Genomic DNA, 25,461 nt, shown 5'->3' with positions numbered 1-25,461 from the left:
TGCGGAAGGTTTTCGGCGCTATGCGCAGGGGCGCCGTCACTGTGTGGTTCATTTCAATCCCGTCATTTTTATAAAGGCCTCCGCCACGCTGAACGAGCCGAAGACCAGGTACATTTTCTGTGCCTGCACCCCTTCGAAAGAACGGTAGGGGATATCCAGCGCTTCGAGCGCCCCGACGAGCGCATCGCGGGCGGCGGCACGTTCGCTCTGCACCTCGATCAGCTCGACGCGCTCGATGTTATCGCGGAGCGCGGCGAGGATGGATGCGTAGTCCTTGTCGCCGTAGCTGTTGTAGACGAGGACGACCTTCTGCGCCCCGAGCTCGCGTGCGATGGCACGGGCGGCGAGGACGTTGTGGCCCACGTCGAGCCAGACGTTCGGGGCGATCCGCGAGAGGCGGCCGAAGAGCGGCGCGCTGAAGCTCTGTGCGTCGAAGGGGACGCCGAGCACGTGCATCGCGGCGGCGGCGAGCAGGAGATTGTCGCGGAGGTACTCCGGCAGCTCCAGACGCCCGGCCGTCTGTTGAAGCGCCATTATAGCATCTTGGTCTAACAGCCGTTCACAGCGCAGCAGGGTCGCGCCCCGCTCCGCGGCGATCGCTTCTGCAACGCGGTAGACGACCTCGTGGGGCTGCAGTCCCAGGATCACCGTCGGCCCCATCGCCCGCAGTTTCGTCGCGGCGATTGATTCGATGGTGTCGCCCAGGAAGGCCTGGTGGTCGAGGTCGATGGGGGTGACGAGGGTGAGCGTTTTGGGGAAGACGGCGGTCGCGTCGAACTCGCCGCCGAGGCCCGCTTCCATGACGACGTAGTCGCAGGGCTCATAGAGCGCCGCGGCCATCAGGGTCGTGAACTCGAAGTAGCTCAGCGCCCCGGCTGTCTCCGTATCCAGCCACCCCAGCACCTTCTCGAAGGCACTTTGCAGCTGTTCGTCAGTAGCATCGCTGCCGTTCAGCCAGAGGCGTTCATTGAAGCGCAGGATGTGGGGGGAGGTGTAGTGGCCGACGCTGTAACCGGCATGCAGGAGGGCCGAGGCGAGGAAGCGCCCCGTCGTCCCCTTGCCGTTGGTGCCGACGAGGTGGATGATCTTCGGCAGCGTGACACGGGATTTGACCTGTTCCCAGGCCCGCGGCATCCGCTCCAGGTCGATCTTGTCGTAGTAGAGCGGTTTCGCGTCGAGGAAGTCAGCGTACTTCAGCAGAGGCCCCCTCGCCCGCGACCTGGGCGACAAAGCTGTCGAGCGCCTTCTCCGAGCCGTACTTGATCGCCTCGAAACGGACGAGGTCGGAGATGATGGCGTTGGGTTCGATGGTAAAAATGTAGCTTCCCCGCGCATTGTAACGGCGCGTCTCTTCCCCACGCTGACGGTCGACGTCGAGGGTGACGATGGCGCGGTAGGCGACGATGTAGCCGTTGGTGTCGTACTGCACCGGTGTGAAGACGACATTGCGCAGGGAGATGGTCAGGTGGGTGCTGGCGTGCGCCTCGTCGGTCAGGCGGGTGCGGAAACGGTTGACGACGGCCTGATCGAGGGCGTCTTTGATGTAGACGGTGTTGTCCGGGTCCTGCATGGAGATGACGACCTTCGTGCTGACGCTCTCCTGCAGCACCGGCTTGACGGCCCGGCTCGTCGGCTTGTAGCCGCACCCCGCCAGCAGCGCCGCGGCGACCAGTACCGAACCGAAACGCTGCATTCCACCCATGATCTCTTCCTTACTTGACGACGATGTTGACGAGCTTGTTCGGCACGACGATCTCTTTGACGACCGTCTTGCCCTCGAGCCACTGCGGGATGATCGCCTTGGCGGCTTCGATCATCGCCTCTTTGGACGCATCCGGCGCCACGTCGATCTGGCCGCGGTTCTTGCCGTTGACGGAGACGCCGAGCGTGATCGTATCGAGGGCGAAGACCTCTTCTTTGACGACCTGTGCGCCCAGGTTTTTGCGGCCGAAAAGGCGGTCGCTGATCTCCCAGCAGACGTGCGGCACGATGGGCTCCATCAATGAGGTGAGAACCCAGTACGCTTCCGTCCAGACCGCTGCGTTCTCCTGCTCGTTCAGGGCGTTCATCGCCTCCATGACCCCGGCGATCATCGTGTTGAAGGTGTAGCGTTCGCCGAAGACGTCGTTGGCGCGCACCAGCGCTTCATAGACCTTCTTGCGCGCGGCCTTCTCCTCTTTGGAGAGAGCGGCGTGGTCGATTGCCGGCAGGGTATCCGTCGCCGCAGCTTTTTCGCTGCGGTCGTGGAAACGGCGCAGGAAGCGGTAGGCCCCCTCGACGGCGCTGTCGTTCCACTCCAGCTCCTGGGTCGGCGGTGCGGCGAAGAGGATGAAGAGGCGGGCCGTGTCGGCGCCGTACTTCTCGATCAGGGCATCAGGGTCGACGGTGTTGCCCTTGGACTTGCTCATCTTCGCGCCGTCTTTGAGGACCATCCCCTGGGTCAGCAGCCGCTCGAAGGGCTCCTTGACGTCGACGTAGCCGAGGTCGCGCAGCGCTTTGGTGAAGAAGCGGCTGTAGAGCAGGTGCAAAATGGCGTGCTCGATCCCGCCGATGTAATGGTCGACGTTCATCCAGTAGGCGAGCTCCTCCTTGTCGAAGGCCTCTTTTTCCCAGGTAGCGCGTCCCGCCGTGTAGCGCAGGAAGTACCACGACGACTGGATAAAGGTGTCCATCGTGTCCGTTTCGCGCTCGGCCGCGCCGCCGCATTTGGGACAGCTGCACTGTTTCCACGTGGGGTGGTGCTCCAGAGGGTTCCCCTCGCCGGTGATCTCGACGTCGTCGGGGAGTTCGACCGGCAGGTTCTCTTTTTTCTCCGGGACGATCCCGCAGGCCGGGCAGTGGATGAGCGGGATCGGGGCGCCCCAGTAGCGCTGGCGGCTGATGCCCCAGTCCTTGAGGCGGTAGTTCGTCACGCGCTTGCCGATGCCGTCGTTTTCGAAACGGGCGATGATCGCCTCTTTCGCCGCGTCGCTCATCATCTCGCTGAAGTCGCCGGAGTTGAAGAGCATGCCCGGTTCCGTCATCGCCTTGCCTTCGACGACCCCCTCGTCGGGGTGGGCGATGACCGGCGTGACCGGCAGGCCGTACTTCGTCGCGAAGTCGTAGTCGCGCTCGTCGTGCGCCGGGACGGCCATGACCGCGCCGGAGCCGTAATCCATCAGGACGAAGTTCGCGACCCAGACCGGCACCATCGCTCCCGTGAGCGGGTGGACGACATTGATGCCCAGCGCGACACCGTGCTTCTCTTTCTGGCGGTCGATGGAGCTGCTGTTCTTCATGACCGTGATCGCGGCGGCGACTTCCGGGTCGAGCAGGCCGTTCTCGATCATGTAGGTGACCAGTTCATGCTCCGGCGCGAGGGCCGTGTAGCTGACGCCGTAGATCGTGTCCGGGCGCGTCGTGTAGACGTCGAATCCGTTGAACCGGTCGCGCAGCAGTTTCTTGGAGTGCTCCTCGAGGTGCAGGGTGAACTCGAGCCCGCTGCTGCGGCCGATCCAGTTCTCCTGCATGGAGAGGACCTGCTTCGGCCACCCCTTTTCCAGCTGTTTAAGGTCGTCGATCAGCTCGTCGGCGTAGTCGGTGATGCGCAGGTAGTACTGGTGCATCTCTTTCTTGACGATGGGGGTGTCGCAGCGCCAGCAGCAGCCGTCGACGACCTGCTCGTTGGCCAGGACCGTGAGGTCGTGCGGACACCAGTTGAGGAAGGCTTTCTTGCGGTAGAGCAGCCCCTTCTCGAAGAGGTCGATGATGAAGCCCTGCTCGAACTTCGTATAGAGCGGGTCGGAAGTGGCGAACTCGCGCTCCTTGGAGAAGGAGAGCCCCAGGGTGGCGAGCTCTTTGCGCATGTAGTCGATGTTCTCGTAGGTCCACTTTTTCGGGTGCACCCCGTGCTTGATCGCCGCGTTCTCCGCCGGCATCCCGAAGCTGTCCCATCCGATGGGGTGCAGGACGTTCAGGCCCTGCTGGCGGTAGTAGCGCGCGAAGGCGTCGCCGATGGTGTAGTTGCGCACGTGGCCCATGTGGATACGCCCCGACGGGTAGGGGAACATGCTCAGGACATACTTTTTCGGCTTCGTGAGATCATCGGAGGGTTCAAAGCTGCGCTCGGCATCCCAGAACGCCTGCCACTTGGTTTCGATTTCGGACGGGTTGTATTGCAAGGTGACTCCTCGAGGCGGGCCGCAGCCCCCTCACTGTATTTCGGGAACCGGCGCCGGGCGCCGGATTAGTACTCTTCTCGCGTTTTGGAGCTTTCGATATAGACGAGGCCCATGGAGAAGACGTTGGCGATCAGGGCGCCGATGGTCAGGGCGACCGCGACGTCCATGTTGCCGACGACAACAAGGTAGATGAACGCCGGGATCAGGTGCAGGTCCGCCACGAGCGAACTGGCGAGCAGTTCGGCCGAGAGCAGGTTGCGCACCCCGATCTTGAGGATCGTCGAGACGAGGTTCAGGCTCGCCGCGACGAAGAGGGAGACGGGACCGTGTTCATAGAGGAACCCCGCCGTCGACGTCAGACTCATCAGCGTAAAAAAGACGTAGATTACTTTACCCCAATCCATAGATTGCTCCTTTTTGGGCTAATTTTACCATTAACCCTGGTCTACGAAAATGCCGAAAGCATTTTTGTGCTTTAGCGGCATAGCGCCAAGCGTAGGCATACGGGACTTTCAAGGAAACATCGCTTTGCGAGCGGTACCCTTGTTTTGTTCCGGATGCCGTTTCAAATTAAACGGTCCCCTGTTCGTACATGGACCGCATCTTCTCTTTTTCGGCGCGGCGTCTGGCCGCTTCGGCCAGTTTCGTACGGTAGTTGCCGACATTGAAGCCGAACCACATCAGAATCGGCGAGGCGACAAAGATGGAGGAGTAGGTCCCCACGATGATGCCCACCAGCAGCGTAAAGGCGAAGGCGTGGATGATCTCCCCGCCGAACATGAAGAGCGTCAGGACGACGAAGAAGGTCGTCAGTGACGTCAGCGTCGTACGCGAGAGGGTCTTCGTGACCGACTCGTTGATGACGTCGGCGAGCTCGATGCTCTTCGACGCGGTCACCCCTTCGCGGATACGGTCGAAGACGATGATCGTGTCGTTGAGCGAATAGCCCAGCAGGGTCAGCAGCGCCGCCAGGACGTCGAGGTTGACGTCGATGGCGAAGAGCGAGATCGCGCCCATCGCGATGGAGACGTCGTGGATCAGCGCCGCGATGGAGGCGACGGCGAAGCGCCACTCGAAGCGGACTGCGACGTAGATGAGGATCCCCAGGATCGCCAGCAGCATCGCCATGACGCCTTTTTCGCGCAGTTCGCCGCCGACTTTCGGCCCGACGATATCGACCCGGCGGACTTCGAAGCTGCCCGTGCCCTTAAGGGCCTCACGGGTCACGTCGCCCATATCGGACTGGACGTCTTTGCTGGAAGTTTTGAGGCGGATGATGATCTCTTCGGGCGAACCGAACTCGGTGATCTGCGCCCCCTCGTAGAGCGGGTTGGTGGCCAGGGTGTCGCGGACCGTGTCAATGGGCGCCGCGCCCTCGTATTTCACCTGGACGATCGTACCGCCGGCGAAGTCGATGCCGTAGTTGAGCCCCTTGGCCGCCAAAATCCCCCAGGAGATGAGGACCAGCACGATGGAGACCGCGATGGCGATCTTGGACTGGCCCATAAAGTTGATGGTTTTCGTCTGTCTGAAAAATTCCATTATGCCGCCGCCTTCTTTTTACTGACGCCGAACCAGAAGCCGACGTTCTTGCTCTTAGCAATACGTGTTTCGAGCATCTCGTAGATGCCGTGCGTGCCGAGGATCGCCGTCAGCATGGAAGCAAGGATACCGATGCTGATCGTAATCGCGAAGCCCTTGATGGCTCCCGTCCCGTAGACGTAAAGGACGATCGCCGCGATCAGGGTCGTAATGTTCGCGTCGAGGATGGCGCGCATCGCGTTGGCGTACCCCTCTTCAATCGCTTTATGGATGGAGACGCCCTGGTAGAGCAGCTCGCGGATCCGTTCGGAGATGATGACGTTGGCATCCACCGCCATACCGACGGTCAGGACGATACCCGCCATCCCCGGCAGGGTCAGCGTCGCGCCGAACATCGCCATCACCGCGATGATGAGGAAGAGGTTCGCCACCAGCGCGATGTTCGCAATGATCCCCGCCATCTTGTAATAGACGATCATAAAGGCGAAAACGAGGACGAAACCGCCGATCAGCGCGATCATGCTCGCCTTGATGCTGTCGGCGCCGAGGCTCGGTCCGACGGAGCGTTTCTCCAGCATAAAGATCGGGGCGAGCAGCGCACCCGAACGCAGCGCGATCGCGAGGTCCTGGGCCTGTTCGACCGTGTAGCTCCCGCTGATCTGGCCGTGGCCGCCGCCGATACGCTCGTTGATGACCGGGGCGGAGTAGACCTGGCCGTCGAGGACGATGGCGAGGTGGTTGCCGACGTTCTTGCCGGTAAAGTCGCCGAAGATCTGCGCACCCTCGGAGTTAAGCGAGAAGTTGATGACGGGCTGGTTGTTCTGGTTGAAGGCCACCTGGGCATCGGTCAGCATGGAGCCGTCAAGAATCGGAATCTCGCGGACAAGGTACTTGCCGCCCGCCTTTTCCGCATCGGGAAGGATGACATCGCCGAAGCGTGCCGCCTCGTCCGCTGTCATCGTATAGGCGCGCATCTTCCGCTCTTCGTCCACGGCCATCAGCTCGAGCTTCGCCGCGCGGGAGATCAGCTCGCGTGCGCGCTGCTCCTCTTCGGCACTCTTGATCCCCGGCAGTTCGACGAGGATTTTATCCTCGCCCTGTCGCGCGACCGTCGGTTCGGCGAGGCCGAACTGGTCGAGACGGTTACGGATCGTCTCGATCGCCTGGTCGACCGCCTGCTTCTGGGTCTTCTGCACCGCTTCGGGCGTGAGGGAGAGACGGTAGCTCTCCGCCTCGTGCACGACGCTGAGCCCTTCGATATCGGCCAGCATCTTGTCCATCGCCGGCGCATCGTCGCCGTCGAGCAGCGTGAAACGGACCGATTCGTCGTCGGCGGCAAGACCGTCGATGAGGACCTCTTCGCGCTCGCTGAAGTGGTTGATTCCCGAAGCGATCGCCTTGAGACGGGAGTTGACCGCCTCTTCGGTCTTGACGCCGAGCAGCATGTGCAGACCGCCCTGCAGGTCAAGCCCGAGGGTGATCTTCGTCCCTTTATCGGTCTGCAGCAGCGACGGGACGGAGAAGACCACCCCGAAAAGGATCGCGGCTGCGAAGACGATTACTCTGAAGTTAAGCTTCATCCTCGAACTTTCGCGCAACGGCGTCTTTGGTCAGTTTCACTGTCACGTTGTCGGCAAGCGTAACGGAGAAGAATGTCTCTTCCACCTTTTTGACTTCGGCGATCAGACCGCCGGAGGTGACGATCTTGTCCCCTTTTTTCAGGTTTTCAACCATCTCCTTGTGCTTCTTCGCCTGCTGCTGCTGCGGGCGGATGATGATGAAGTACATGATCGCGATCAAAAAGATAAAGGGCAGTAACTGTCCGATGATTTCCATTGGGTGTATCCTTCTATTATGCGGGGTCGTGCCCCAAAATCCGTGCCATTATACTTAAGCAACCGTAAAAACGAAGTTAGTGTGCCCTGCAAGAGCTATTACCGCCCCTGCACTTTCTTCCGACCGTTCCATTGCATTGGCTTGCATTCCGGGTACGCACACTGTTTCTCTGGCACTTTTTCTATTTTTTATTAACATTTTCATCTGTTTACAGTTAGAATTACCAAACCGGTCAACGGCGCCATGCCGCCGCGAACGGGAACGTTATTGAGAAAAAGTCATCACACAGGGAGCCGCTTTGCCGGATATTCGTGACTATATACAGATCAACACTGCCGACGACGGTGAAAGAACCGTTCCTATCCGGCCGAGCGAGATGCCGGAATACCTCGGAACGGACGATCCCGTCGTCTTGAAAACCACCTGGAAGCCTCTGGGCAACAGCGGCTACGCTTTCAAGACCCACCGTCTCGTCCGCGTCAATGAAGACCGGATGGAGTTTCGGAGAAGTTTTCAGTCGCTCCTGTTCACCCTTCTTTTTTCTTTCGGAGCCGCCGGTTCCCTTTTTCTGGCCTTCTCCGACGTTTTGGGGAGCCAATCGGACCCCTTGCTTTTCCTGCTCTTCACACTCTCCTTTACCGGACTGAGCGTCTTTTTCTATTTCAGCGGCAGGAAGCGGATCGTCATCGACAAGGCCGTCAGCGCGTTCTGGCGGGGGGAAGATGAACCGTCAAAGGTAATCAACCCGCATGCCATCAACGGGTACCACTCCTTGAAAAACGTCCATGCCGTGCAGCTGCTCAAGCGGTTCATCCCGGGAGACCACGACAGCAAATCCTACTATAAGCACGAACTCAATCTGGTCTTCGCCGACGGGAAGCGCGCCGCCGTGATCGAGCACAACGATGCCAATACGGTCACAAAGCAGGGACAGAGGATCAGCGACTTTCTGGAGGTGCCCCTGTGGGATGCACGTTCCGACATCCCGGCCCCCTCGCCGTTATCCCATCTCTCCTTCGGCAAACCGTTCGAATACATGATGAGCCTCCTGTATTTCTACAGCCGGTTCAAGACGATTACCGCATATGTCATCCTCGCCGCTGGTTTTTCGATATTTTTGATGATCATTCTTTCCTCCCCGACGGACCAAAAGGATCACAAGGACAAAAAAATCAATCTTCTTACGGTGACCTGGGCGGAACGGCAGCAGCTTGAACCGCAATACACCGCCGAACTTTTCGCGCTCGTCAAGAACCCGACAGAGTATTTCGTACCCTTCTCCCGCCTGCTGGACACCCACCTGGACCTCAACGCCAAAGATGCGCTGGGACGCACACCGCTCTACTATGCCGTCCTGAACAGAAACATCGACTATATCAACACGCTCCTGCGCAGAGGCGCCGATATCCATGTCAGGGACAACAACGGTACGGGCCTGATAGACCTCCTCGACAAAAAACGCGACTCCCAAATTTACAGTATGCTCGTCTATGCCCAGCTTGAAGAGAATGCACGGAAACGGGGGAAAGAGATCGCCTTTGTCTCCTACCGCATTCTGCCCGACGGCACGCTCGTCATCAAAGAGCTCAAAGAGCGGTAACGGCACCGGCGCCGGCAGTACGGCTCGCCGTTTCATCACCGTGCCCGAAAACGTATCAACCACAACTCCGCGCAATTGGCTATAATCCGCAATAAAGAACACCCCCGATTCAAGGACCCTCTTATGATGCCGCGCGCCGCCGGACTCCTGCTCCACCCCACCTCCCTGCCCGGTCCCTGGGGCATCGGCACCCTCGGCACTGAGGCCCGGGCGTGGGTCGACCGGCTCGCCGCCGCCGGGGTCGGCTACTGGCAGATCCTGCCGCTGGGCCCGACGGGCTTCGGGCACTCCCCCTACCAGTGCTACTCCGCCTTTGCCGGCAACGCCCTGCTGATCGACCCCGACCTTCTTGTCGCCTCGGGCCTGCTGCAGGAGTCCGAACGCCCGCCCCGCTCCGATGGGGGCAGTGCCGTCGATTTTGACAGTGTCATCAGCCGCAATACGGCAATGCTGGAAAAAGCCCATGCCCGTTTCCGCCCGACAGCGGCTTTTGACGCCTTTTGTAGCGACCATGCCGCCTGGCTTGATGACTACGCGCTTTTCATGGCGCTGAAAACCTACTTCAACGAACGCGTCTGGAACGAATGGCCGGAGAACATCCGCCTACGCGAGCCCGAAACCCTGGCCTACTACGCGAATATTCTCAAAGACGAAACCGCTTACCACCGTTTCGTGCAGTTCTGCTTTTACGACCAGTGGGAGGCCCTGCGCGAATACGCGAACGCCAAGGGGGTGAAGATCATCGGCGACCTTCCCATTTACGTCGCGATGAACAGCGCCGACGTCTGGGCGCACCCCGAGTACTTTCAGCTTGATGACGACCTGCAGCCCACCGCAGTGGCGGGCGTGCCGCCGGATTACTTCAGCGCAACCGGCCAGCGCTGGGGGAACCCGCTTTTTGACTGGGAACGGCTGGAACAGGAGGGGTATGAGTGGTGGGTCGCCCGCCTGAAGGGGGCCCTGGAGCTCCACGACTGGGTGCGTATCGACCATTTCCGCGGCTTCGAGGCCTACTGGTCCGTCCCCGCAGACGAGGAGACGGCGATGAACGGCGAGTGGATCACCGGCCCGGGCGCCAAACTCTTCGACGCTTTCCGCCGCGCCCTCGGCCAGGAGCTGCCCATCATCGCCGAGGACCTCGGCATCATCACCCCCGAGGTGGAGGCACTGCGCGACGACTACGGACTGCCGGGGATGAAGATCCTGCAGTTCGCCTTCGGCAGCGACGCCGGCAACCCCTACCTGCCCCACAACCATATTCGCAACTGCGTCGTTTACACGGGTACCCACGACAACGATACGACCAACGGCTGGTTTTATGCGGCCCCGCCTGAAGAGGCCGAGCGCGCCCATACGATGCGCTACCTCCACTGCCCCTGGGAGGCGTTTCACGAAAGCCTCAACCGCACGGCGCTCGCCAGTACGGCCAACCTCGCGGTGCTGCCGCTGCAGGACCTGCTGGGGCTGGGCTCCGATGCGCGGATGAATACGCCCGGCACGGCGGAGGGGAACTGGCACTGGCGCGTCACGGCGCCGCAGTTTGACGACGCCCCCTGGGAGAACCTGCGGGGCATGCTTGATCTTTACGGCCGCTTTCAGGTGGCGCAGGCATGATGTTCCGCGCCAAAGAGGGGGACCGGGCTATGGAAGCATCGCGGAAACGGATGCCGTTTTTCCAGTCGCTGGCCGTCGCCTTTACGATCGCGTTCGCCTTCTCGGCCTTTATCTACGTCGACTATTTCGCCCTGCCGCACATTGCCGCCGTCGAAACCCTCCTCGCCCTCGCCGCCTACTACGGGCTGCTCGCCGCCCCGCGCCGCACCGTGCTGCAGGCAGGCTTTCTGATCGGCATCTTCTGGTTCTACTGGATCGGCTTCAGCTTCCGCTACTACGGCATGCCCTGGGCGATGCCGCTGATGACCCTGCTTTTCGGGGTCGTCTACCTTCTCTATTTCGGCGTCCTCGCCCTGAGTGAACAGCCGTTAATACGTGCCGTTCTGCTCTTCGGGCTCACCTTCGTCGCGCCGATGGGCTTCAACTGGATGGTCCCGGAGCTGCCACTGCTGCACAGCTATCTCGGTGTTGAAAAATGGCAGTTCGCCCTCATCCTCATTGCCCTTGCCGCCGCGGCAACGTTAAAGACGCCGCTGCGCTTCGCCGCCCTGCTGCTGCTCGCCGGCGCCTACGCACCCGCCTACACGCCGCCCTACACGCCGCCACTCAAAATCAAGCTTGCCGCGACGGCCGTCCCCCAGGAGCTCAAATGGGAACCCTCCAACCGGATGCCGACCATCCTGGGCAATTTGGCGCGTATCGACGACGCCGCTCAGGAAGGCTACGACCTCATCATTCTTCCGGAGTCGGTTTTCCCGCTTTTCTTGAACAAGGCGCCGGAGCTGATCGACGAACTTAAAGCGCGTTCGGAAAAGATCGCCATTGTGACGGGGGGCCTGCTGTTTGAAGACGGGAACAACTACAACGTCACCTACTTCTTCCACAACGGGGAGATGGAAGTCGCCAAGAAGATGGTCCTCGTGCCCTTCGGCGAATACATTCCCCTGCCCAAATGGCTGGGCGGCTGGGTCAACGAGGTGGTTTTCGACGGCGCTTCCGACTACCTCGCCGCGGACCACCCCACCGACTTCCTGCTCGGCGGCACCCTTTTCCGCAACGCCGTCTGCTACGAGGCGACGACCGACGCACTTTTTGCCGGTGATCCGGAGTACATGATCGCCATCAGCAACAACGCCTGGTTCACCCCCTCGATCGAACCGACGCTGCAGCAGCTGCTGATGCGCTACTACGCCCGGCGCCACCACACCCTCATCTTCCACGTGGCCAACGCCGCGGGGACGGGAATAATCGAATGATCCTGTCCAAGCTCCTCGCCGAAGCTGAAGGCCTCTCGCACGCCTTTACCGAACGGCAGGGGGGCGGCAGTACGCTCCCGTATGCCTCGCTCAACCTCGCCTACCACGTCGGGGACGATGCCGCCGCCGTCGATGCGAACCACGTTCTGCTGGCCGAACGGCTCGGCTACACACCTGAACGGCTCGTCCATATGCGCCAGGTCCATTCGGACCGGATCGTGCGCTGCACCCCGGAGATGGGCTTCGAGAGCCGGCCCGAATGCGACGCGCTGATGACCGACCTTGAGGGACAGCCGCTGATGGTGATGATCGCCGACTGCACCCCCGTGCTGCTCTTCGATCCGCGCCGCCGCGCCGTCGCCGCCGTGCATGCCGGCCGGGCCGGTGCGCTGAAGAACATCGTCGGCAAAACCGTGGCCGCGATGCACGACGCCTACGGAAGCGACCCGGCCGACCTGCTGGCGGTGCTGGGACCTTCGATCGGGCGCTGCTGCTACGAGATCGGCCCGGAGGTCGCCGCAGAGGTCGAAGCGGCCGGCTGCGGCACGGCTCTCTCTTTCCGGGACGGGCGCCGCTATCTTGACGTCAACGCCATCCTCCTGCAGCAGCTTGAAACGGCGGGCCTTCCGGCCGGCCATATCGAGAACATCGGCAGCTGTACCGCCTGCCGCACCGACCGCTTTTTCTCCTATCGGGCCGAGGGCGGCACGACGGGACGACAAGCGGGGATCATTATGCTAAAATAGTTCCCAAAAAGGCTCCCGATTGACCCTCTTCCAGATTATCCTCTTTGCCGCTTCCGCCTTTTTCGCCTGGCAGATATACAAATTTGTCCAATCCCTCGGTGAAGGAGAGACGAAACTCCCCTCCCATACCGACGCACCGCCCCAGTCCGAACCCGCACGCCCTTCCCATCCCGGCGCCCAGGAGCTCGACACCCTGATCGACAAGGCCGATACGGCCTACGGCGAGGGGAACCTTTCCGAAGCGCGGGTTTACCTGGAACGGGCCGAGAAGCAGGACCCGGACAACCCCGAGGTGCTGAACAAACTCGCCTTCATCCTCTTTAAAGAGGGGGAGAACGAAGAGGCCCTGCAGAAATACAACCGTTCGCTCACCCTCGATCCGGGCGACGACCTGACCCACAACGCCGTCGCCGCGGTCCTGCGGAAGCTGGGGCGCCTGGACGAGGCGCAGGAGCACTACAAGAGTGCCGTCGACATCGACGACAGTTTCGAAGAGACCTACTACAACTACGGACGGCTGCTTATCGAAAAAGGGGACATGGAAGGGGCGCGCATGATGTTCGAAAAAGCGCTGGAGCTGCGCCCGGACTACCCCGAGGCGACTGAAGCCCTGGAGCGGTTGCAGTGAACCAGCAGCGCCTCGCCGTCCTCATCGACGCGGACAACTCCCAGCCCTCCATTATCGAAGGGCTCCTCGACGAGATCGCCCAGTACGGCATCGCCAGCGTCAAGCGCATCTACGGCGACTGGACCTCGACCCAGCTCAAGGGGTGGAAAGCCCACCTGCTCGAACACGGCATCCAGCCCATCCAGCAGTTCGGCTACACGACGGGCAAGAACGCGACGGACAGCGCGATGATCATCGACGCGATGGACCTGCTCTACACGGGGAATTTCGAAGGCTTCTGCATCGTCTCCAGCGACAGCGACTTCACCCGCCTGGCCAGCCGCATCAGGGAGAGCGGCGTCAGCGTCTACGGCTTCGGCGAACGCAAAACGCCCAAGCCCTTCCTCAGCGCCTGCGACAAATTCATCTATACCGAGAACCTGCGCAGGGACGTCATCGCGAAAGAGAGCGTCGACGTGACGAAGGAGAAAAAGCTGCTTGAACTCCTGCGCGACGCCGTCGACGACGCCGCCGACGATTCGGGGTGGGCCAACCTCGGGATGGTCGGGCAGCTCGTCGCCAACAAGCTCCCCGACTTCGACCCCCGCAGCTACGGTTTCAAAAAGCTCGGCGAACTGATCCGCGCCACGGAGGCGTTCGATTTCAAAGACGAAGACCCTCTTACCAATACCCGCGGCCTCTTTATCCGGAACAAACACAAGAAAAGGAGATACCGCGCATGACGCTGGGAGCCATTTACGACGCCCTCGACGCCCTTTCGCCCTTTGAACTGCAGGAGAAGTGGGACAACTCCGGCCTCATCGTCGGCGATCCGGCCCAGGAGATCACGACGATCGTACTGAGCATCGACGTCGACGAGGCGCTGCTGGAGGGGCTCGAGGAGGGCACCCTCCTCGTCACCCACCACCCCCTGATCTTCGGGGGGCTCGACGCACTCGATTTCACCCAGTACCCGGCCAAACTGCTGCAGACGATGGTCAAGAAAAACATCGCCAACATCGCCATGCACACCAACTTTGACCAGACCCACCTCAACCGCTGGGTCGCAGAGCAGATCCTTGGGCAGAGCGCGATCGAGCAGGAGGGTTTCGTCGCCTATTTCGACGTCGACGAGGATTTCGACAGCTTCGCCCGCAACGTCGCGGAGCGTTTCGGCCTTGCCCAGCTCAAAACCGTCAAATGCCACGAGCGGCTCCGCCGCGTCGCGCTGGTGACGGGCTCCGGCGCCTCCCTGATGCGCGGGCTCGAGGCCGACTGTTTGCTGACCGGCGACATCAAATACCACGACGCCATGGAGGCCAAAGCCCTCGGACGCTCCATGATCGACATCGGCCACTTTGAAAGCGAACGCTTTTTCCCCGAGGTCCTTGCCCCGCATTTGAAAAATTTCGGATTAACGGTTATAATTTCGTCATCGAAAAACCCGTTCACATATTATTGATCGTAGTAGCCTCCGACGGCAACGGGTAGCGGCATTGCAAACAATGCTGTTTCAAACTTTCCCACGGATAAAGGAATCTTCTGTGAATAAGCACCTCAAACAACTGATCGACCTTTCCAAGATCGACAAAGAGATCGACGCTTTCGACCCGCAGATCGAAGCGGCCAACCACAAATACGAGTCGGCTCTTGTCAAAAAAGAGAGCCTCGAGAGCAACATCGACGGTCTCGAAAACGAGATCAAGGACGAGCAGCTCAAGCACAAGAAGAACGAGCTGCACCTCGCGGAACTCTCCCAGAAACTCGAAGAGAACCGCAAAAAGAGCGCGGAGATCAAGACCGAGAAAGAGATGAAATCCCTCCAGCTCGAAGAGGAGATCGCCAAGGAGCAGATCAGCTTCGCCAACGAAGAGATCGAGCGCCTCGACCGCATCATCGAGAGCAAGACCGAGCGTGTCAATGAACTCAAGGTCCAGATGGACGAGCTCGATGCGAACCTCGGCAGCGTCAAAGAGGATGTCGATGCGAAACTGGCCGAGATCGACAGCGAACGCCAGCAGGTCTTTGCCCGCAAGCAGGAACTTGTTTCCCAGATGAACCAGAAGGGGCTCTCCTTCTACCAGAAGATCCGCCGCTGGGCGAAAAACACCACGGCCGTCCCGGTACGCAACCAGGCGTGTATGGGCTGTTTCATGGTCATCAGCGACAAGGTCTACGCCGACGTCATCAAGGGTGAAGAGATCACAACCTGTCCGCACTGCGGACGTATCCTCTACCTCGAAGAGGAAGCGACTGCCGAAGCGTAAGCTTCGCACCCCCTATTGCACGGCACCCTTATGAAGCCGTTTTCACTCATCTATTTCCTGCTCAGCGCCCTGCTCTACGCTGCCGCACTTCCCCTGCTGTTGCTGTTCAGCCTGCGTCCGAAATACCGCCGATCGATCCCGGCACGCTTCTTTCTCAGACGCAACCCGCCGATGGCGCCGGGAGGGATCTGGTTCCATGCCTGCTCCGTCGGCGAAACGCGCGCGCTGAAACCGCTGCTGGACCCGCTCCCTGCGGAGGAGGTGCGCATCACGACCATCACGCAGACCGGGCAGGATGTCGCCGGAGGGTACGGCGCGCAGCACCGCTATCTCCCCTACGAGCTTTTTATGCCGTTCTGGGTCAGACCCCAGCGCGCGCTCGTCGTGCTCGAAGCGGAGTTCTGGTACCTCCTCTTTGCCGTTGCCCGCGCCAGAGGGGCCCGCATCATCCTGCTCAATGCGCGGCTCTCCGAGCGCAGCTTCCCCAAATACCTGAAGCTGCGCTGGTTCTACCGCCGCCTCTTTGCACGGGTCGACAAGGTCTTCTGCCAGAGCGAGGCCGACAAGGCCCGCTTCGAGCAGCTGGGCGCCGCCAACATCGAAGTGATCGGCAATATCAAGCTGGCGCAAAGCGTCACCGCCGCGAAAACGTACGCCAAACCCGAGGGCGAGACGATCGTCGCCGCAAGCACCCATGAGGGGGAGGAGGCGATGATCCTCGAAGCCTTCCGCTCCCGCTATGCCGCGCACCCCGACAGCCGTCTGCTCGTCGTCCCCCGCCACCCGGAGCGCTTCGACGCCGTCTGGGAGATGCTGCACCAGCAGTGCGACGGCGAACGCATCGCCCGCTGGAGCAGGGACGGCGGGATCGAAGCGCTCACAGAGAATGTCATCGTGCTCGTGGACGTCATGGGCGAGCTCAACAACCTCTACGCCATCAGCGACATCGCCGTCCTCGGCGGTGCCTTCAAAGCGGACGTCGGAGGCCACAACCCGCTCGAACCGGCCCATTTCGGCTGCCGGACCATTACGGGGACCCACTTTTTCAACCAGCGCGAACTGATGCGCTACGTCGATAATATTTCCGTCGTCGAGAACGACGCGCTTACCGAAGCGCTGGGACAGGCCGAACAGCTCCGCCCCGCCGCCATCAACGGAAGCGTCGATCTCCAACCCTTTTTTGACTATCTCGACAAGGAGAACATCTCATGAAAAAATCCCCGAACGACTACCGCGGCCAGAGCAAAAAACTCGAAGCCAAAAACAAGATCAAATCCAAGGCCTTCGCCAAAAAAGACGCCGGCCGCAAAAAAGCCGCCCCGCAGCGCGCCGGGACTGCCGATGAGCAGGAGAGCCGTTACGTCCAGGCGCGTCCGAGCGGCCCCTCCGACAAAGCCTATAAACTGCTGGCCGCGCAGGAGGGGATCTCCAATGCCAAAGCCAAGGAGCTGATCGACCGCGGCCTCGTCTACGTCGGGAACCAGAAGGTGATGATCGCACGGGGCGAACTGTCGCTCAAGACGGAGTTCAGAGTCCAGAAAGTCGAGCGCATCCGGCCGATCTTCGAGAACGACGATCTGATCGTCGTCGACAAGCCCGCCTTCCTCAACGCCGACGAAGTCGAACGCCAGTTCAAGGGGACCCGTCTGCTGCACCGGCTCGACCGGGAAACGAGCGGGGTGCTGATGCTGGTCAAGAATGAAGCGTTCCGCGAGAAGGCGATCGAAGCCTTCAAGAACGACGAGGTCTATAAAGAGTATATCGCCTGGGTCGAAGGGGTCGTGACCGAAGAGGCCGTGATGGATGAGCCCATTCTGACGGAGAAACGCCACGGCAAAGCCCACTCCAAGATCTCCAAAAAAGGGAAGCCGGCCGTCACCGAGATCTTCCCCCTGGAAGTTTCCGCCAAAAAAAGCAAACTCAAACTGATCATCCACCACGGGCGGACCCACCAGATCCGTGTCCACCTGCGCGCTTTCGGACACCCGATCATCGGCGACGAGCAGTACGGCGGGCGCCGCAGCCAGCGCGTGATGCTGCACGCCAAGAAAGTCGAACTCCTCGGCATGACGTTCGAAACGCCCGAACCGAAGCTCTTCATCCACTTCTCGGCCTGACACACCCCTTTGCCGGGGACGGCATGCCGCCCCCGGGGGCTACTCCTCGTTTTTAGGCGCGGCGTAGACTTCGATCTCGACGCGGCGGTTGGCGGTACGCCCCGCATCCGTTTCATTCGTCGCCACCGGGCTGCTTTCACCCATGGCACGGGTTTCGATCTGGCCCGCCGCGATGCCGAGTCCGATGAGCCTGCTGCGGACGGCGTTTGCACGCCGCTGGGAAAGTTTCATATTGTACACTTCCGTCCCGACGCTGTCCGTATGCCCGACGACCACAAGGCGGTCATTCTTCTGCAGCCGCTGGACCAGCTGTTTGAGTGCAGCGTCCCCCTGCGGCTTGACGTCGGACTTGTCGAAATCGAAAAGGGTATCCGATGCCAGAACAACCCGCTCGGTCGGTTTTTTGATAATCACCGGTTTGGGCACCTCTTTCACGACTTCGACCTCTTTGACAACCTCCACCTCTTTGACGACCTCTTTTTCCAGGACCGTTCCCTCGCCCGGGACCGGCACCTCTTTCACCACGACGACTTTTTCCGGCTCCGGCTCCGGGATCCCGAAGCGGTAGACGACGCCGACGGAGTAGAGGTTGACGTCATAATCCGAACTGGAACCGGCCTCGGCAAGGTGGTACCCTTCCCATTCGCCGCGTACGCCGAGCGCCGGGGTGAAGTCGAACTGCACGCCGGCACCGAGTTTGTAGCCGACATCCCATTTGGTGACATGCATGTCTTTGGGCACCCCGTTCACCAGCAGCGTGCCGCCGCTGTAACTGTAATCTTTGCTCATCTCGCCGTACAGTACACCGACACGCGCAAAGAGCGAAAGCGCGTCTAAGAGCGGGAGGTGGCCGACAACGTCCATGTTGATCCCCTGCCCCGACAGGGTGCCTTTATAGGTCTCCGCCGTATTGGTGACACTTTTGAACGAGAGTTCGCCGAGGTTGAAATAGCCCCCTTCGACGGCAAAATACTGGTTGAACAGATACCCTCCGAAGAGTTTCGCACCGAACGAATCCTCATCCGTCGATCCATTCGTTACATAGCAGGCGGGGTCGCCCTGGCACACCTCTTTTTCGGCCGTCGACAGTGAGACCGATCCCGTCGCATACCCCAGGTTCGCCCCCAGGTAGGGGCCGGGCATAGCAATGCGTTCGACCGCCTCTCCCTGCAGGGCTGCCGCCACCAAAAATACCGTCGCCGCCGTCCGTTTCATTTTCATCTTCTTCCTTCTGTTGCCGGGAATGCACCCCGCAGAGTTCCCTTTGGATTAATAGCCGTACACCAGACTCATCATGGTCACGTCCGCCTTGCCGATGCTGGCCCCCAGCAGCCCCGTGACCGTGTCAAGCAGCGGAGTGAGCAGCGGCAGCAGAATGGAGAGCAGCGGATTAAGCAGGTCGCCCAGCAGACCGGAAACGTCAAGCGGAATGCCCAGCAGCGTGATGGTGAGCTCCAGGTTCCCGATCAGGGTGTTAAGCAGGGCATCCGTCGTCGACCCCGTCGGCGCATTAATGCTCTGCATCTGCATCATGTCGACCGGGGCAAAATTGATCGCGCCGCTGTTGGCCACCCCGGCGGCATAGGCTTTGACACTCACTTTCACCAGCCCCAGGAGATTGACAAGATCGGCCGCACCGACATCTTCCGGGGAGAGCGGGGTCTGCGAAAAGAACTGATCGTCAGGGATCGTTCCGATCACGAGTGTGGCCAAACCGTTCTGGACGCTCATGGCAACTTCATCGTTGTTAAGCGTCGTCAGACTCCCGATTGATGAGCCGAGTTCCAGGTAGAGCGGCAGGTTGACCAGATCGGAACTGACCGATCCCTCTCCGTCCAGCCCCGTGTTCAGTGCGCCGAGAAGATCCCCGAGAATACCGCCGACTTTCAGATTGAGCTGCAGACGCGTCGATGCGGAGTGGATCGTATCCCCTTCTGCCATCAGTGCGATTGCCGGCGGAGCAACGACCTGCAGTCTCAGCCCGCTGGTTTCATCCGTCAGGAGCGGCAGATAGAGCGGGATTTCAATCGGTGCATTCAGGACCGGGGCCAGTGCCTGGTTGACGCCGGAGAGCAGCGACTGCACACTCAACTGCGCCGAGGAGACACCTGTCATCGCCAGTACGTCGTTCAAATCAAGCGGCAGCATGTCGACCGGGAACTGCAGCAGGCTGCCGATACTGATGGGGGTGTTGCTAAGCTCTGAAGCTTCCACATCAGCCATGAGCGCATTGATAAACTTTTGCGCCTCAACAGCATCAATACCGCCCAGCTGCTCCGCAATGACATGCAGCATCGCATCCAGTGTAATGTTGCTGTCGAGAAGCTCCTGCACCGTTGTCACATTCAGCTCGCTGCCCAGGTCCGATACCAGCGCCGGAAAGCCGAGGCCGATGTCGACCAGGCCGCCCGTTCCGGCGACATCCACGGTTGCCTGTGCTCCCACAAGCCCGCCGAGTACGCCGCCGAGCAGGTCGGAGTTGTTCGTATCGACAGAGACGGGGGTCGACGCCATGGAGAAGACGGCCGCCTTGACCAGCTTCAGCGGGCCCGTCGTAAAGCTGTTCACACTGTCATACTCCAGCTCGATTCCGCTAAGCGCCGTGACGGGCTGCTTGATCGTAAAGGTATACGTCGCATTGTAATCGAGCGGTGACGACGGCGTAAAGGTCATCAGGTGATCGCTGCCGATGTCGGCGTAATCGATCGTACCGTCGACGAGGCTGCCGTTACCGTCGCGCAGGAACACATTGGTACTGTTAAGCGTCGCCGTATTGACCGCTTCGTTGAAACTGCCCAGCATGTGCGCCCCGACGGAGACGTTGGTATCGCCGTCACTGGGCAGCACTGTTACCTGCAGGTATTTCAGCGTCCCCGTCGTGAAATGGATCACATTGTCATCTGCAAGCAGGTAGCCGTCACTCGCTTTGACGCCCCGGGTGACATAGACGGTGTAATTCGAATCTTTTGCGAGATCGCTCTGTGACGTCAAGGTGAAGAGCCGGGTATCTGTTCCGTAGAATTTGATGTCGGCAGAGACTTTGGTTCCGTTTTCGTCCAGCAGATAGAATGTGCCATTGTTCACCGTCGAGACATTCATCTCTTTGTTGAATTTGGCCGTAATGACTTTATTGATCGGGATGTTGACATCCCCCTCCGCCGGATCTATCGTCACCTGCAGTTCACCGCCGTTGACCGGTCCGTCAAATGCACTGTCCCGCCCGCAGGCAGCCAGCAGCAGCATCATTCCTACGCCGATGATCCCCATCAGCCCCCATCGATACACCGATCGCACCATGTTGTACTCCCTTTTCCCGTATTACACTTTTTCGCCGTTCATTCGGCAGCCGCCTGATAGCGCCGGAAGAATACAGATTGCGTTCTGTTTTCCCGACAATGTCACAAAAATAACATTTTGAAGCATATCTACATTAAACTTAATAAAGATCAATATATATATTTTTTTGTTTTTTTATATGTTTTTATCAAATTATTATCAAAAATATCATGCTGGATTATGGTTATGACGTAGCAGGCTTTATCCACCAGTCAATGCGGAGGGTAAAAAACTCGGAAAACAACGATGGGGATGCGGCAGACCAACCGAGTGTGCCAAGCAGAAAAAAAATAGTAAAAAGGAAATTGAAATGATTCGAAAAGAGGGAGGAAGCACCTGGCTCCCGGTACAAAGGGCGCCTAAGCGCCCCTATATGCACTGTAAGTGATTGTTACTTCGCTTCCCCTGCCGGGAGGGTGACTTCATCGGCCGGAGGTGTAACCTCCTCTTCCGGTGCTTTCGGTGCGGCGATGATGTCGATATCGACACGGCGGTTCTGCGCGCGACCTTCATCGGTCTCATTGGTTGCGACCGGATCGCTTTCACCTTTGGCCTTCGTTTCGATGCGGTCGGCTTCAATACCATTGACGATCAGCTCGTTCTTGACCGCGTCTGCACGGCGCTGGGAGAGCTTCAGGTTGTACAGTTCCGAACCGATACTGTCCGTATGGCCCGTGACGATCAGCTTGTCATCTTTTTGGAGCTTGGCCACCAGATCTCTGATCGCAGCTTTACCTTCGGGCTTGACGACAGCCTTGTTGAAGTCAAAGAGGGCATCCGTCGCCAGGACGACACGTTCGACCGGTTTGCGAATGACGACCGGTTCGGCCGGGACCTCTTTGATGACCTCTTTCTCAACGACTTTTTCAACGACAACAGGCTCAGCCGGGACCGGGACCTCTTTGACGACGATGACCTTTTCCGGTTCCGGCGGCGGCACCGGTGCGTTCGGATCCTCGCCGAAGCGGTAGACAATACCGACGGACCAGAAGCTCATATCCATCCCCGAATCGGAGGCATCCTCTTCCATGTGGTACCCTTCCCATTCACCGCGGACTCCGAGGCGCGGGGTGAAGTCGTACTGCACACCGGCACCGAGCTTCAGGCCTGCACCCCACTGTCCCGGGCTCATGTCTTTCGGAACACCGTTGATATAGAGCGTACCGCCCGAATAGGAGTACTCTTTGTTAACTTCGGCGTACATGACACCGAGACGGCCGAAGACGGTCAGCTGTTCGAGGATGGGTAGGTGCCCAACCACGTCAGCATTGAGCCCCTGCATCTTCGCGCTGCCCTTATAGGTCTCACCCGTGTTGGTCACATGCTTGAACGACACCTCGCCGAGGTTGAAATAGCCGCCTTCAACGGCGAAATAGTCGTTGAAGAGGTAGCCTCCGAACAGCTTGAGCCCGAAAGCGTTCTCATCGATCGAGGAGCTGATGACGGTACAGGCCGGGTCGCCGTCGCATGCTTCCTGTGCCGTATCGGTCTCATTGACCCTGCTGGTTGCATAACCGACATTGCCCCCGATATAGAGGCCCGGGAATGCAATGCGTTTCGCCGGAAAATCGGCGTGTGCCGCAGAAGCAAGCAGTACCGCCGCCGCTGCCACTGAATATAAACTCTTCATTTTAATCCTTCGTTCGTGGGGCACAGCCCCGTTTCATTCTCTGTGCTTTACGGCTGCACAATATAGTGCTCGATCAGACTGAGCATCGTGACATCGGCCTGACCGCTATACGCCCCGAGCGCGTCACTCAGCATATTAAGGATCGGCGACAGCGCCGGTGCAAGCGTATTCACCAGCAGATCGCTCAACGCCCCCACAAGACTACTGACATCAAGCAACGGAATACCGAGCAGTGTCACTTGCACTTCAAGATTGCTTGTCAATGTTCCAAGCAATGATCCAGTCGTATCTCCCAACGGTGCGAAGGCACTCTCCATCTGCGGCACATTGACCGGTAAGAAGTGCATCGTCGTATTGTTTGCATCCCCAACAGCATATGCCTTGGCAGTGACGGTTGCAAGCCCAAGAAGATTGATAAGGTCTACCGGTGCGAAACTGTCGACCGTCAACGGCTGGTCGGAGAAGAACTGATCATCCGGAATCGTCCCGAGGTAGATTGAGGCAAGCCCGTTCTGTACCGCCATCGCGACATCGTTAACTGAAAGCGTCGTCAAGTTACCTTCAGCAGCCCCCAGCACGATATACAGCGGGAGATTGAGGATCTCACCTGTACCGAGACCAAGCAGCGACAACAGGTCAGTAAGCGCCGAACCGGTCAGTGCAAGCTTCAGCTGGATTCTGGCCTGGGAAGCGCGGATCGTATCCCCCTCAACCATCAGTGCAATCGCCGGCGGACTCACCAGCTGCGCACGAAGCATACTGCTGCCGTCTGTAAGACCCGGGATGGAGAGTGGTATTTCGATGACACTTTCTGTGATCGGCGCGAGTGCGCCGTTTATCGAACCCAGCAGAGAGACTACATTCGCCTCTGCAGCCGAAACACCCGCCATGTCCAGGACATCTTGCACACCCCCGGGGAGAACGCTGTCAGGGAACTGCAGCAGCTCCCCGATCGATACCGGCTGATCAAGACCCTGGTCAGCCACTGCCTGCGCGATCTGATCCACAGCATCTTTGCCCGGACCTGCCGGCATCTGGTCTGAAATAATCTGCAGAAGAGTCGTCAGACTGACGTTACTGTCCACGAGTTCCTGTACCGTCGTTGAATTGGTTTCTCCGGCGAGAGCGGCAACAAGCCCCTCGTAGTTGATCGTCGCCGAAGCCAGCCCTTGTACACCATCGACCCCCAGGGAGATATTTGTCCCGAGCAGGTTACCCGTAACGCCGTTGAGGGCCGATTCGTTTGTATCGACTGCCACGGCGTTACTGCCCATACTGAAGACGGCTGCATCGATGACGCGGATCAGGTTACCGGTCGTAAATGTTGAACTTTCATCACTGGCCAGCGTATCGCCGTTGACAGCCTCAACACCGGTTGTAACCGTGAACGTATAGGTCGTATACGCCGTGAGGTTCGCATCCGGGTTGAAGACGGCAATGTAATTAGCGCCGTCATAGCTGATCGCTCCCGGGAGAACGCCGCTTACATTGTTCTCAAGATAGAAAGTCGTACCGTCAAGCGTCGTATCATTCACATCTTCATTGAAGTAGGCAACGATATTGTCCGTGACGGCGACGCCTGTTTCTCCGTCAGCCGGTACGATATAGACCTGCAGTTCCGTCTGGGTACCCGTCGTGAACGTCGAAGTCTCATCCGTGCCGAGCTGCTCACCGTCAAGGGACGTCACATCGTTCTCAACGACAAACGTATAGTCGCTGTTCGGTGCCAGCGTCGTGCCCGGCTCCAGGATGAAGGTCACGACCGTGTTGCCGTTTGCATCCGTAGCGGTATGCAGCGTACCCGGGACATGGGTGCCGTTTTCATCCATCAGGTAGATATTGCCCGAATTCAGCGTCGACAGATCCATCGGTTTGTTGAAGGAGGCGGTGATCATCGTATTGATCGGCACATTCGTTGCGCCGTCCGGCGGATTGATCGAAACTGCCAGGCGCAGCCAGTTGCCGGTCACGAACATCGCTTGCTCGTTGGCGGCGAGCGTATGACCGTTCGGAGCCGAAACGTCCGTCGTCACGACGGTTGTATAGGTACTGAAAGGTGCAAGGTTCGATGCCAGTTTCAGAATGACCGTCGCATTGTCGTCAGTATGTTCGATCTTTGTGACCGGGACTTTTGCACTGAGCGAATCCAGCAGATAGAAGCTGTTGTTCGTGACGGTCGCAAAATCGATCGGTTCGTTGAACGTTGCCGTGATATTGGGGTTGAGCGATACGTTCGTGTCCCCATGCTGCGGGTTGAGCGTTACCGTCAGTCCCAGGCCCGTTCCTGTCGTAAATGTCGTGACGACATCCCCGCCCAGGCGCGAGTAATCCGTACCGCGGATGCCGTTCGTCGTGACGAACCGGTATGTCGTGTTCGCGGTCAGATTGGCATCGGGCTTGAAGCGCAGTACCTTGTTCAGGTAAGACCACGAACCCGCAACCATATTGTCATTCGGATCAAGCAGGTAGAACGTCGTCCCCTCGATCAACGTTGCCTGCTGAATATCTTTGTTGAACGTTCCCGTAATATCCGTATTCAGGAAAACGTTTGTTGTCCCATCGGCAGGTTTAACATCCACCGTAAGACCACTGCCTTTGACATTGTTGTCAAAAACACTGTCCGCACCGCAACCCGCCAGCATGATCATCATGATCGTGCCGAGGAAGAGTGCCAACCCCCTCTTCGTTTGCAAGAACAATTGCATTATATACTCCTTCATTCGTGAAGCTGTTCCCTCGTTTAAGGCCGC

At 59.4% G+C, this 25,461-nt stretch carries 21 protein-coding genes; 10 read left to right on the top strand and 11 right to left on the bottom strand.

Annotated elements, in window-relative coordinates:
- Positions 1 to 48 precede the first annotated feature (48 nt).
- From WCX18_RS02550 to yajC, 7 genes are all read right to left on the bottom strand, one after another.
- Entirely contained in the window at positions 49 to 1,230 is a 1,182-nt protein-coding gene (locus WCX18_RS02550; protein WP_345989293.1) for a bifunctional folylpolyglutamate synthase/dihydrofolate synthase, read from the bottom strand.
- On the bottom strand, positions 1,184 to 1,702 hold the full coding sequence (locus tag WCX18_RS02545; RefSeq protein ID WP_345986023.1) for a hypothetical protein: 519 nt from the start codon (positions 1,700 to 1,702) through the stop codon (positions 1,184 to 1,186). The genes WCX18_RS02550 and WCX18_RS02545 overlap by 47 nt, the downstream gene beginning before the upstream one ends.
- 10 nt (positions 1,703 to 1,712) lie before the next feature.
- Complete coding sequence (gene leuS / locus WCX18_RS02540) at positions 1,713 to 4,160, bottom strand: leucine--tRNA ligase (RefSeq protein WP_345989291.1); 2,448 nt, start codon at positions 4,158 to 4,160, stop codon at positions 1,713 to 1,715.
- A 65-nt stretch (positions 4,161 to 4,225) separates the two neighbouring features.
- Positions 4,226 to 4,564, bottom strand: coding sequence for a DUF6394 family protein (locus WCX18_RS02535; RefSeq protein WP_345986021.1), 339 nt, complete (start codon positions 4,562 to 4,564; stop codon positions 4,226 to 4,228).
- 166 nt (positions 4,565 to 4,730) lie between these two features.
- Entirely contained in the window at positions 4,731 to 5,702 is a 972-nt protein-coding gene (secF, locus tag WCX18_RS02530; RefSeq protein ID WP_345989289.1) for a protein translocase subunit SecF, read from the bottom strand.
- Complete coding sequence (secD, locus tag WCX18_RS02525) at positions 5,702 to 7,282, bottom strand: protein translocase subunit SecD (protein ID WP_345989287.1); 1,581 nt, start codon at positions 7,280 to 7,282, stop codon at positions 5,702 to 5,704. Before secD ends, secF begins: the two co-directional genes overlap by 1 nt.
- Entirely contained in the window at positions 7,272 to 7,538 is a 267-nt protein-coding gene (yajC, locus tag WCX18_RS02520; RefSeq protein ID WP_345986018.1) for a preprotein translocase subunit YajC, read from the bottom strand. The genes secD and yajC overlap by 11 nt, the downstream gene beginning before the upstream one ends.
- A gap of 298 nt (positions 7,539 to 7,836) precedes the next feature.
- On the opposite strand from yajC, the gene WCX18_RS02515 reads away from it, so the two are divergent.
- The 10 genes from WCX18_RS02515 to WCX18_RS02470 all read left to right on the top strand — a co-directional run bounded on the left by WCX18_RS02515 (position 7,837) and on the right by WCX18_RS02470 (position 17,745).
- Positions 7,837 to 9,138 carry an ankyrin repeat domain-containing protein gene (locus tag WCX18_RS02515; RefSeq protein ID WP_345989285.1) on the top strand — a complete coding sequence of 434 codons (1,302 nt, stop codon included), beginning with the start codon at positions 7,837 to 7,839 and terminating at the stop codon, positions 9,136 to 9,138.
- 123 nt (positions 9,139 to 9,261) lie between these two features.
- Positions 9,262 to 10,752 carry a 4-alpha-glucanotransferase gene (malQ, locus tag WCX18_RS02510; RefSeq protein ID WP_345989283.1) on the top strand — a complete coding sequence of 497 codons (1,491 nt, stop codon included), beginning with the start codon at positions 9,262 to 9,264 and terminating at the stop codon, positions 10,750 to 10,752.
- The gene (locus WCX18_RS02505; RefSeq protein ID WP_345989281.1) at positions 10,749 to 12,008 is read left to right on the top strand and encodes an apolipoprotein N-acyltransferase; all 1,260 of its coding nucleotides are present in this window, start codon (positions 10,749 to 10,751) and stop codon (positions 12,006 to 12,008) included. The genes malQ and WCX18_RS02505 overlap by 4 nt, the downstream gene beginning before the upstream one ends.
- Positions 12,005 to 12,754 (top strand): peptidoglycan editing factor PgeF, encoded by a 750-nt coding sequence (gene pgeF, locus WCX18_RS02500; RefSeq protein WP_345989280.1) that lies wholly within the window; start codon positions 12,005 to 12,007, stop codon positions 12,752 to 12,754. The genes WCX18_RS02505 and pgeF overlap by 4 nt, the downstream gene beginning before the upstream one ends.
- Positions 12,755 to 12,773: 19 nt before the next feature.
- A complete protein-coding gene (locus WCX18_RS02495) occupies positions 12,774 to 13,382 on the top strand; it encodes a tetratricopeptide repeat protein (RefSeq protein WP_345989278.1) in 609 nt (202 codons plus the stop codon).
- Positions 13,379 to 14,104, top strand: a complete 726-nt coding sequence (locus WCX18_RS02490; protein ID WP_345989276.1) for an NYN domain-containing protein — start codon at positions 13,379 to 13,381, stop codon at positions 14,102 to 14,104. Before WCX18_RS02495 ends, WCX18_RS02490 begins: the two co-directional genes overlap by 4 nt.
- Positions 14,101 to 14,823 carry a Nif3-like dinuclear metal center hexameric protein gene (locus WCX18_RS02485; RefSeq protein WP_345989274.1) on the top strand — a complete coding sequence of 241 codons (723 nt, stop codon included), beginning with the start codon at positions 14,101 to 14,103 and terminating at the stop codon, positions 14,821 to 14,823. Before WCX18_RS02490 ends, WCX18_RS02485 begins: the two co-directional genes overlap by 4 nt.
- An 82-nt stretch (positions 14,824 to 14,905) precedes the next feature.
- A complete protein-coding gene (locus WCX18_RS02480) occupies positions 14,906 to 15,628 on the top strand; it encodes a zinc ribbon domain-containing protein (RefSeq protein WP_345989272.1) in 723 nt (240 codons plus the stop codon).
- A 30-nt stretch (positions 15,629 to 15,658) separates the two neighbouring features.
- Positions 15,659 to 16,840, top strand: a complete 1,182-nt coding sequence (gene waaA, locus WCX18_RS02475) for a lipid IV(A) 3-deoxy-D-manno-octulosonic acid transferase (protein ID WP_345989270.1) — start codon at positions 15,659 to 15,661, stop codon at positions 16,838 to 16,840.
- The gene (locus WCX18_RS02470; RefSeq protein ID WP_345989268.1) at positions 16,837 to 17,745 is read left to right on the top strand and encodes an RNA pseudouridine synthase; all 909 of its coding nucleotides are present in this window, start codon (positions 16,837 to 16,839) and stop codon (positions 17,743 to 17,745) included. Before waaA ends, WCX18_RS02470 begins: the two co-directional genes overlap by 4 nt.
- Positions 17,746 to 17,784: 39 nt before the next feature.
- On the opposite strand, the gene WCX18_RS02465 is transcribed toward WCX18_RS02470, so the two are convergent.
- The 4 genes from WCX18_RS02465 to WCX18_RS02450 all read right to left on the bottom strand — a co-directional run bounded on the left by WCX18_RS02465 (position 17,785) and on the right by WCX18_RS02450 (position 25,416).
- Positions 17,785 to 18,966, bottom strand: coding sequence for an OmpA family protein (locus WCX18_RS02465; RefSeq protein WP_345989266.1), 1,182 nt, complete (start codon positions 18,964 to 18,966; stop codon positions 17,785 to 17,787).
- A 48-nt stretch (positions 18,967 to 19,014) separates the two neighbouring features.
- A complete protein-coding gene (locus WCX18_RS02460) occupies positions 19,015 to 21,042 on the bottom strand; it encodes an Ig-like domain-containing protein (protein WP_345989264.1) in 2,028 nt (675 codons plus the stop codon).
- A gap of 430 nt (positions 21,043 to 21,472) precedes the next feature.
- The gene (locus tag WCX18_RS02455; protein ID WP_345989263.1) at positions 21,473 to 22,711 is read right to left on the bottom strand and encodes an OmpA family protein; all 1,239 of its coding nucleotides are present in this window, start codon (positions 22,709 to 22,711) and stop codon (positions 21,473 to 21,475) included.
- A gap of 47 nt (positions 22,712 to 22,758) precedes the next feature.
- Positions 22,759 to 25,416, bottom strand: a complete 2,658-nt coding sequence (locus tag WCX18_RS02450) for an Ig-like domain-containing protein (protein WP_345989261.1) — start codon at positions 25,414 to 25,416, stop codon at positions 22,759 to 22,761.
- Positions 25,417 to 25,461 lie beyond the last annotated feature (45 nt).

The sequence above is a fragment of the Sulfurimonas sp. HSL1-2 genome (assembly GCF_039645565.1).
Lineage (GTDB): Bacteria > Campylobacterota > Campylobacteria > Campylobacterales > Sulfurimonadaceae > Thiomicrolovo > Thiomicrolovo zhangzhouensis.
Note: the sequence above shows the minus strand (reverse complement) of the source record. Positions and strands in the feature narration are given on the sequence as shown.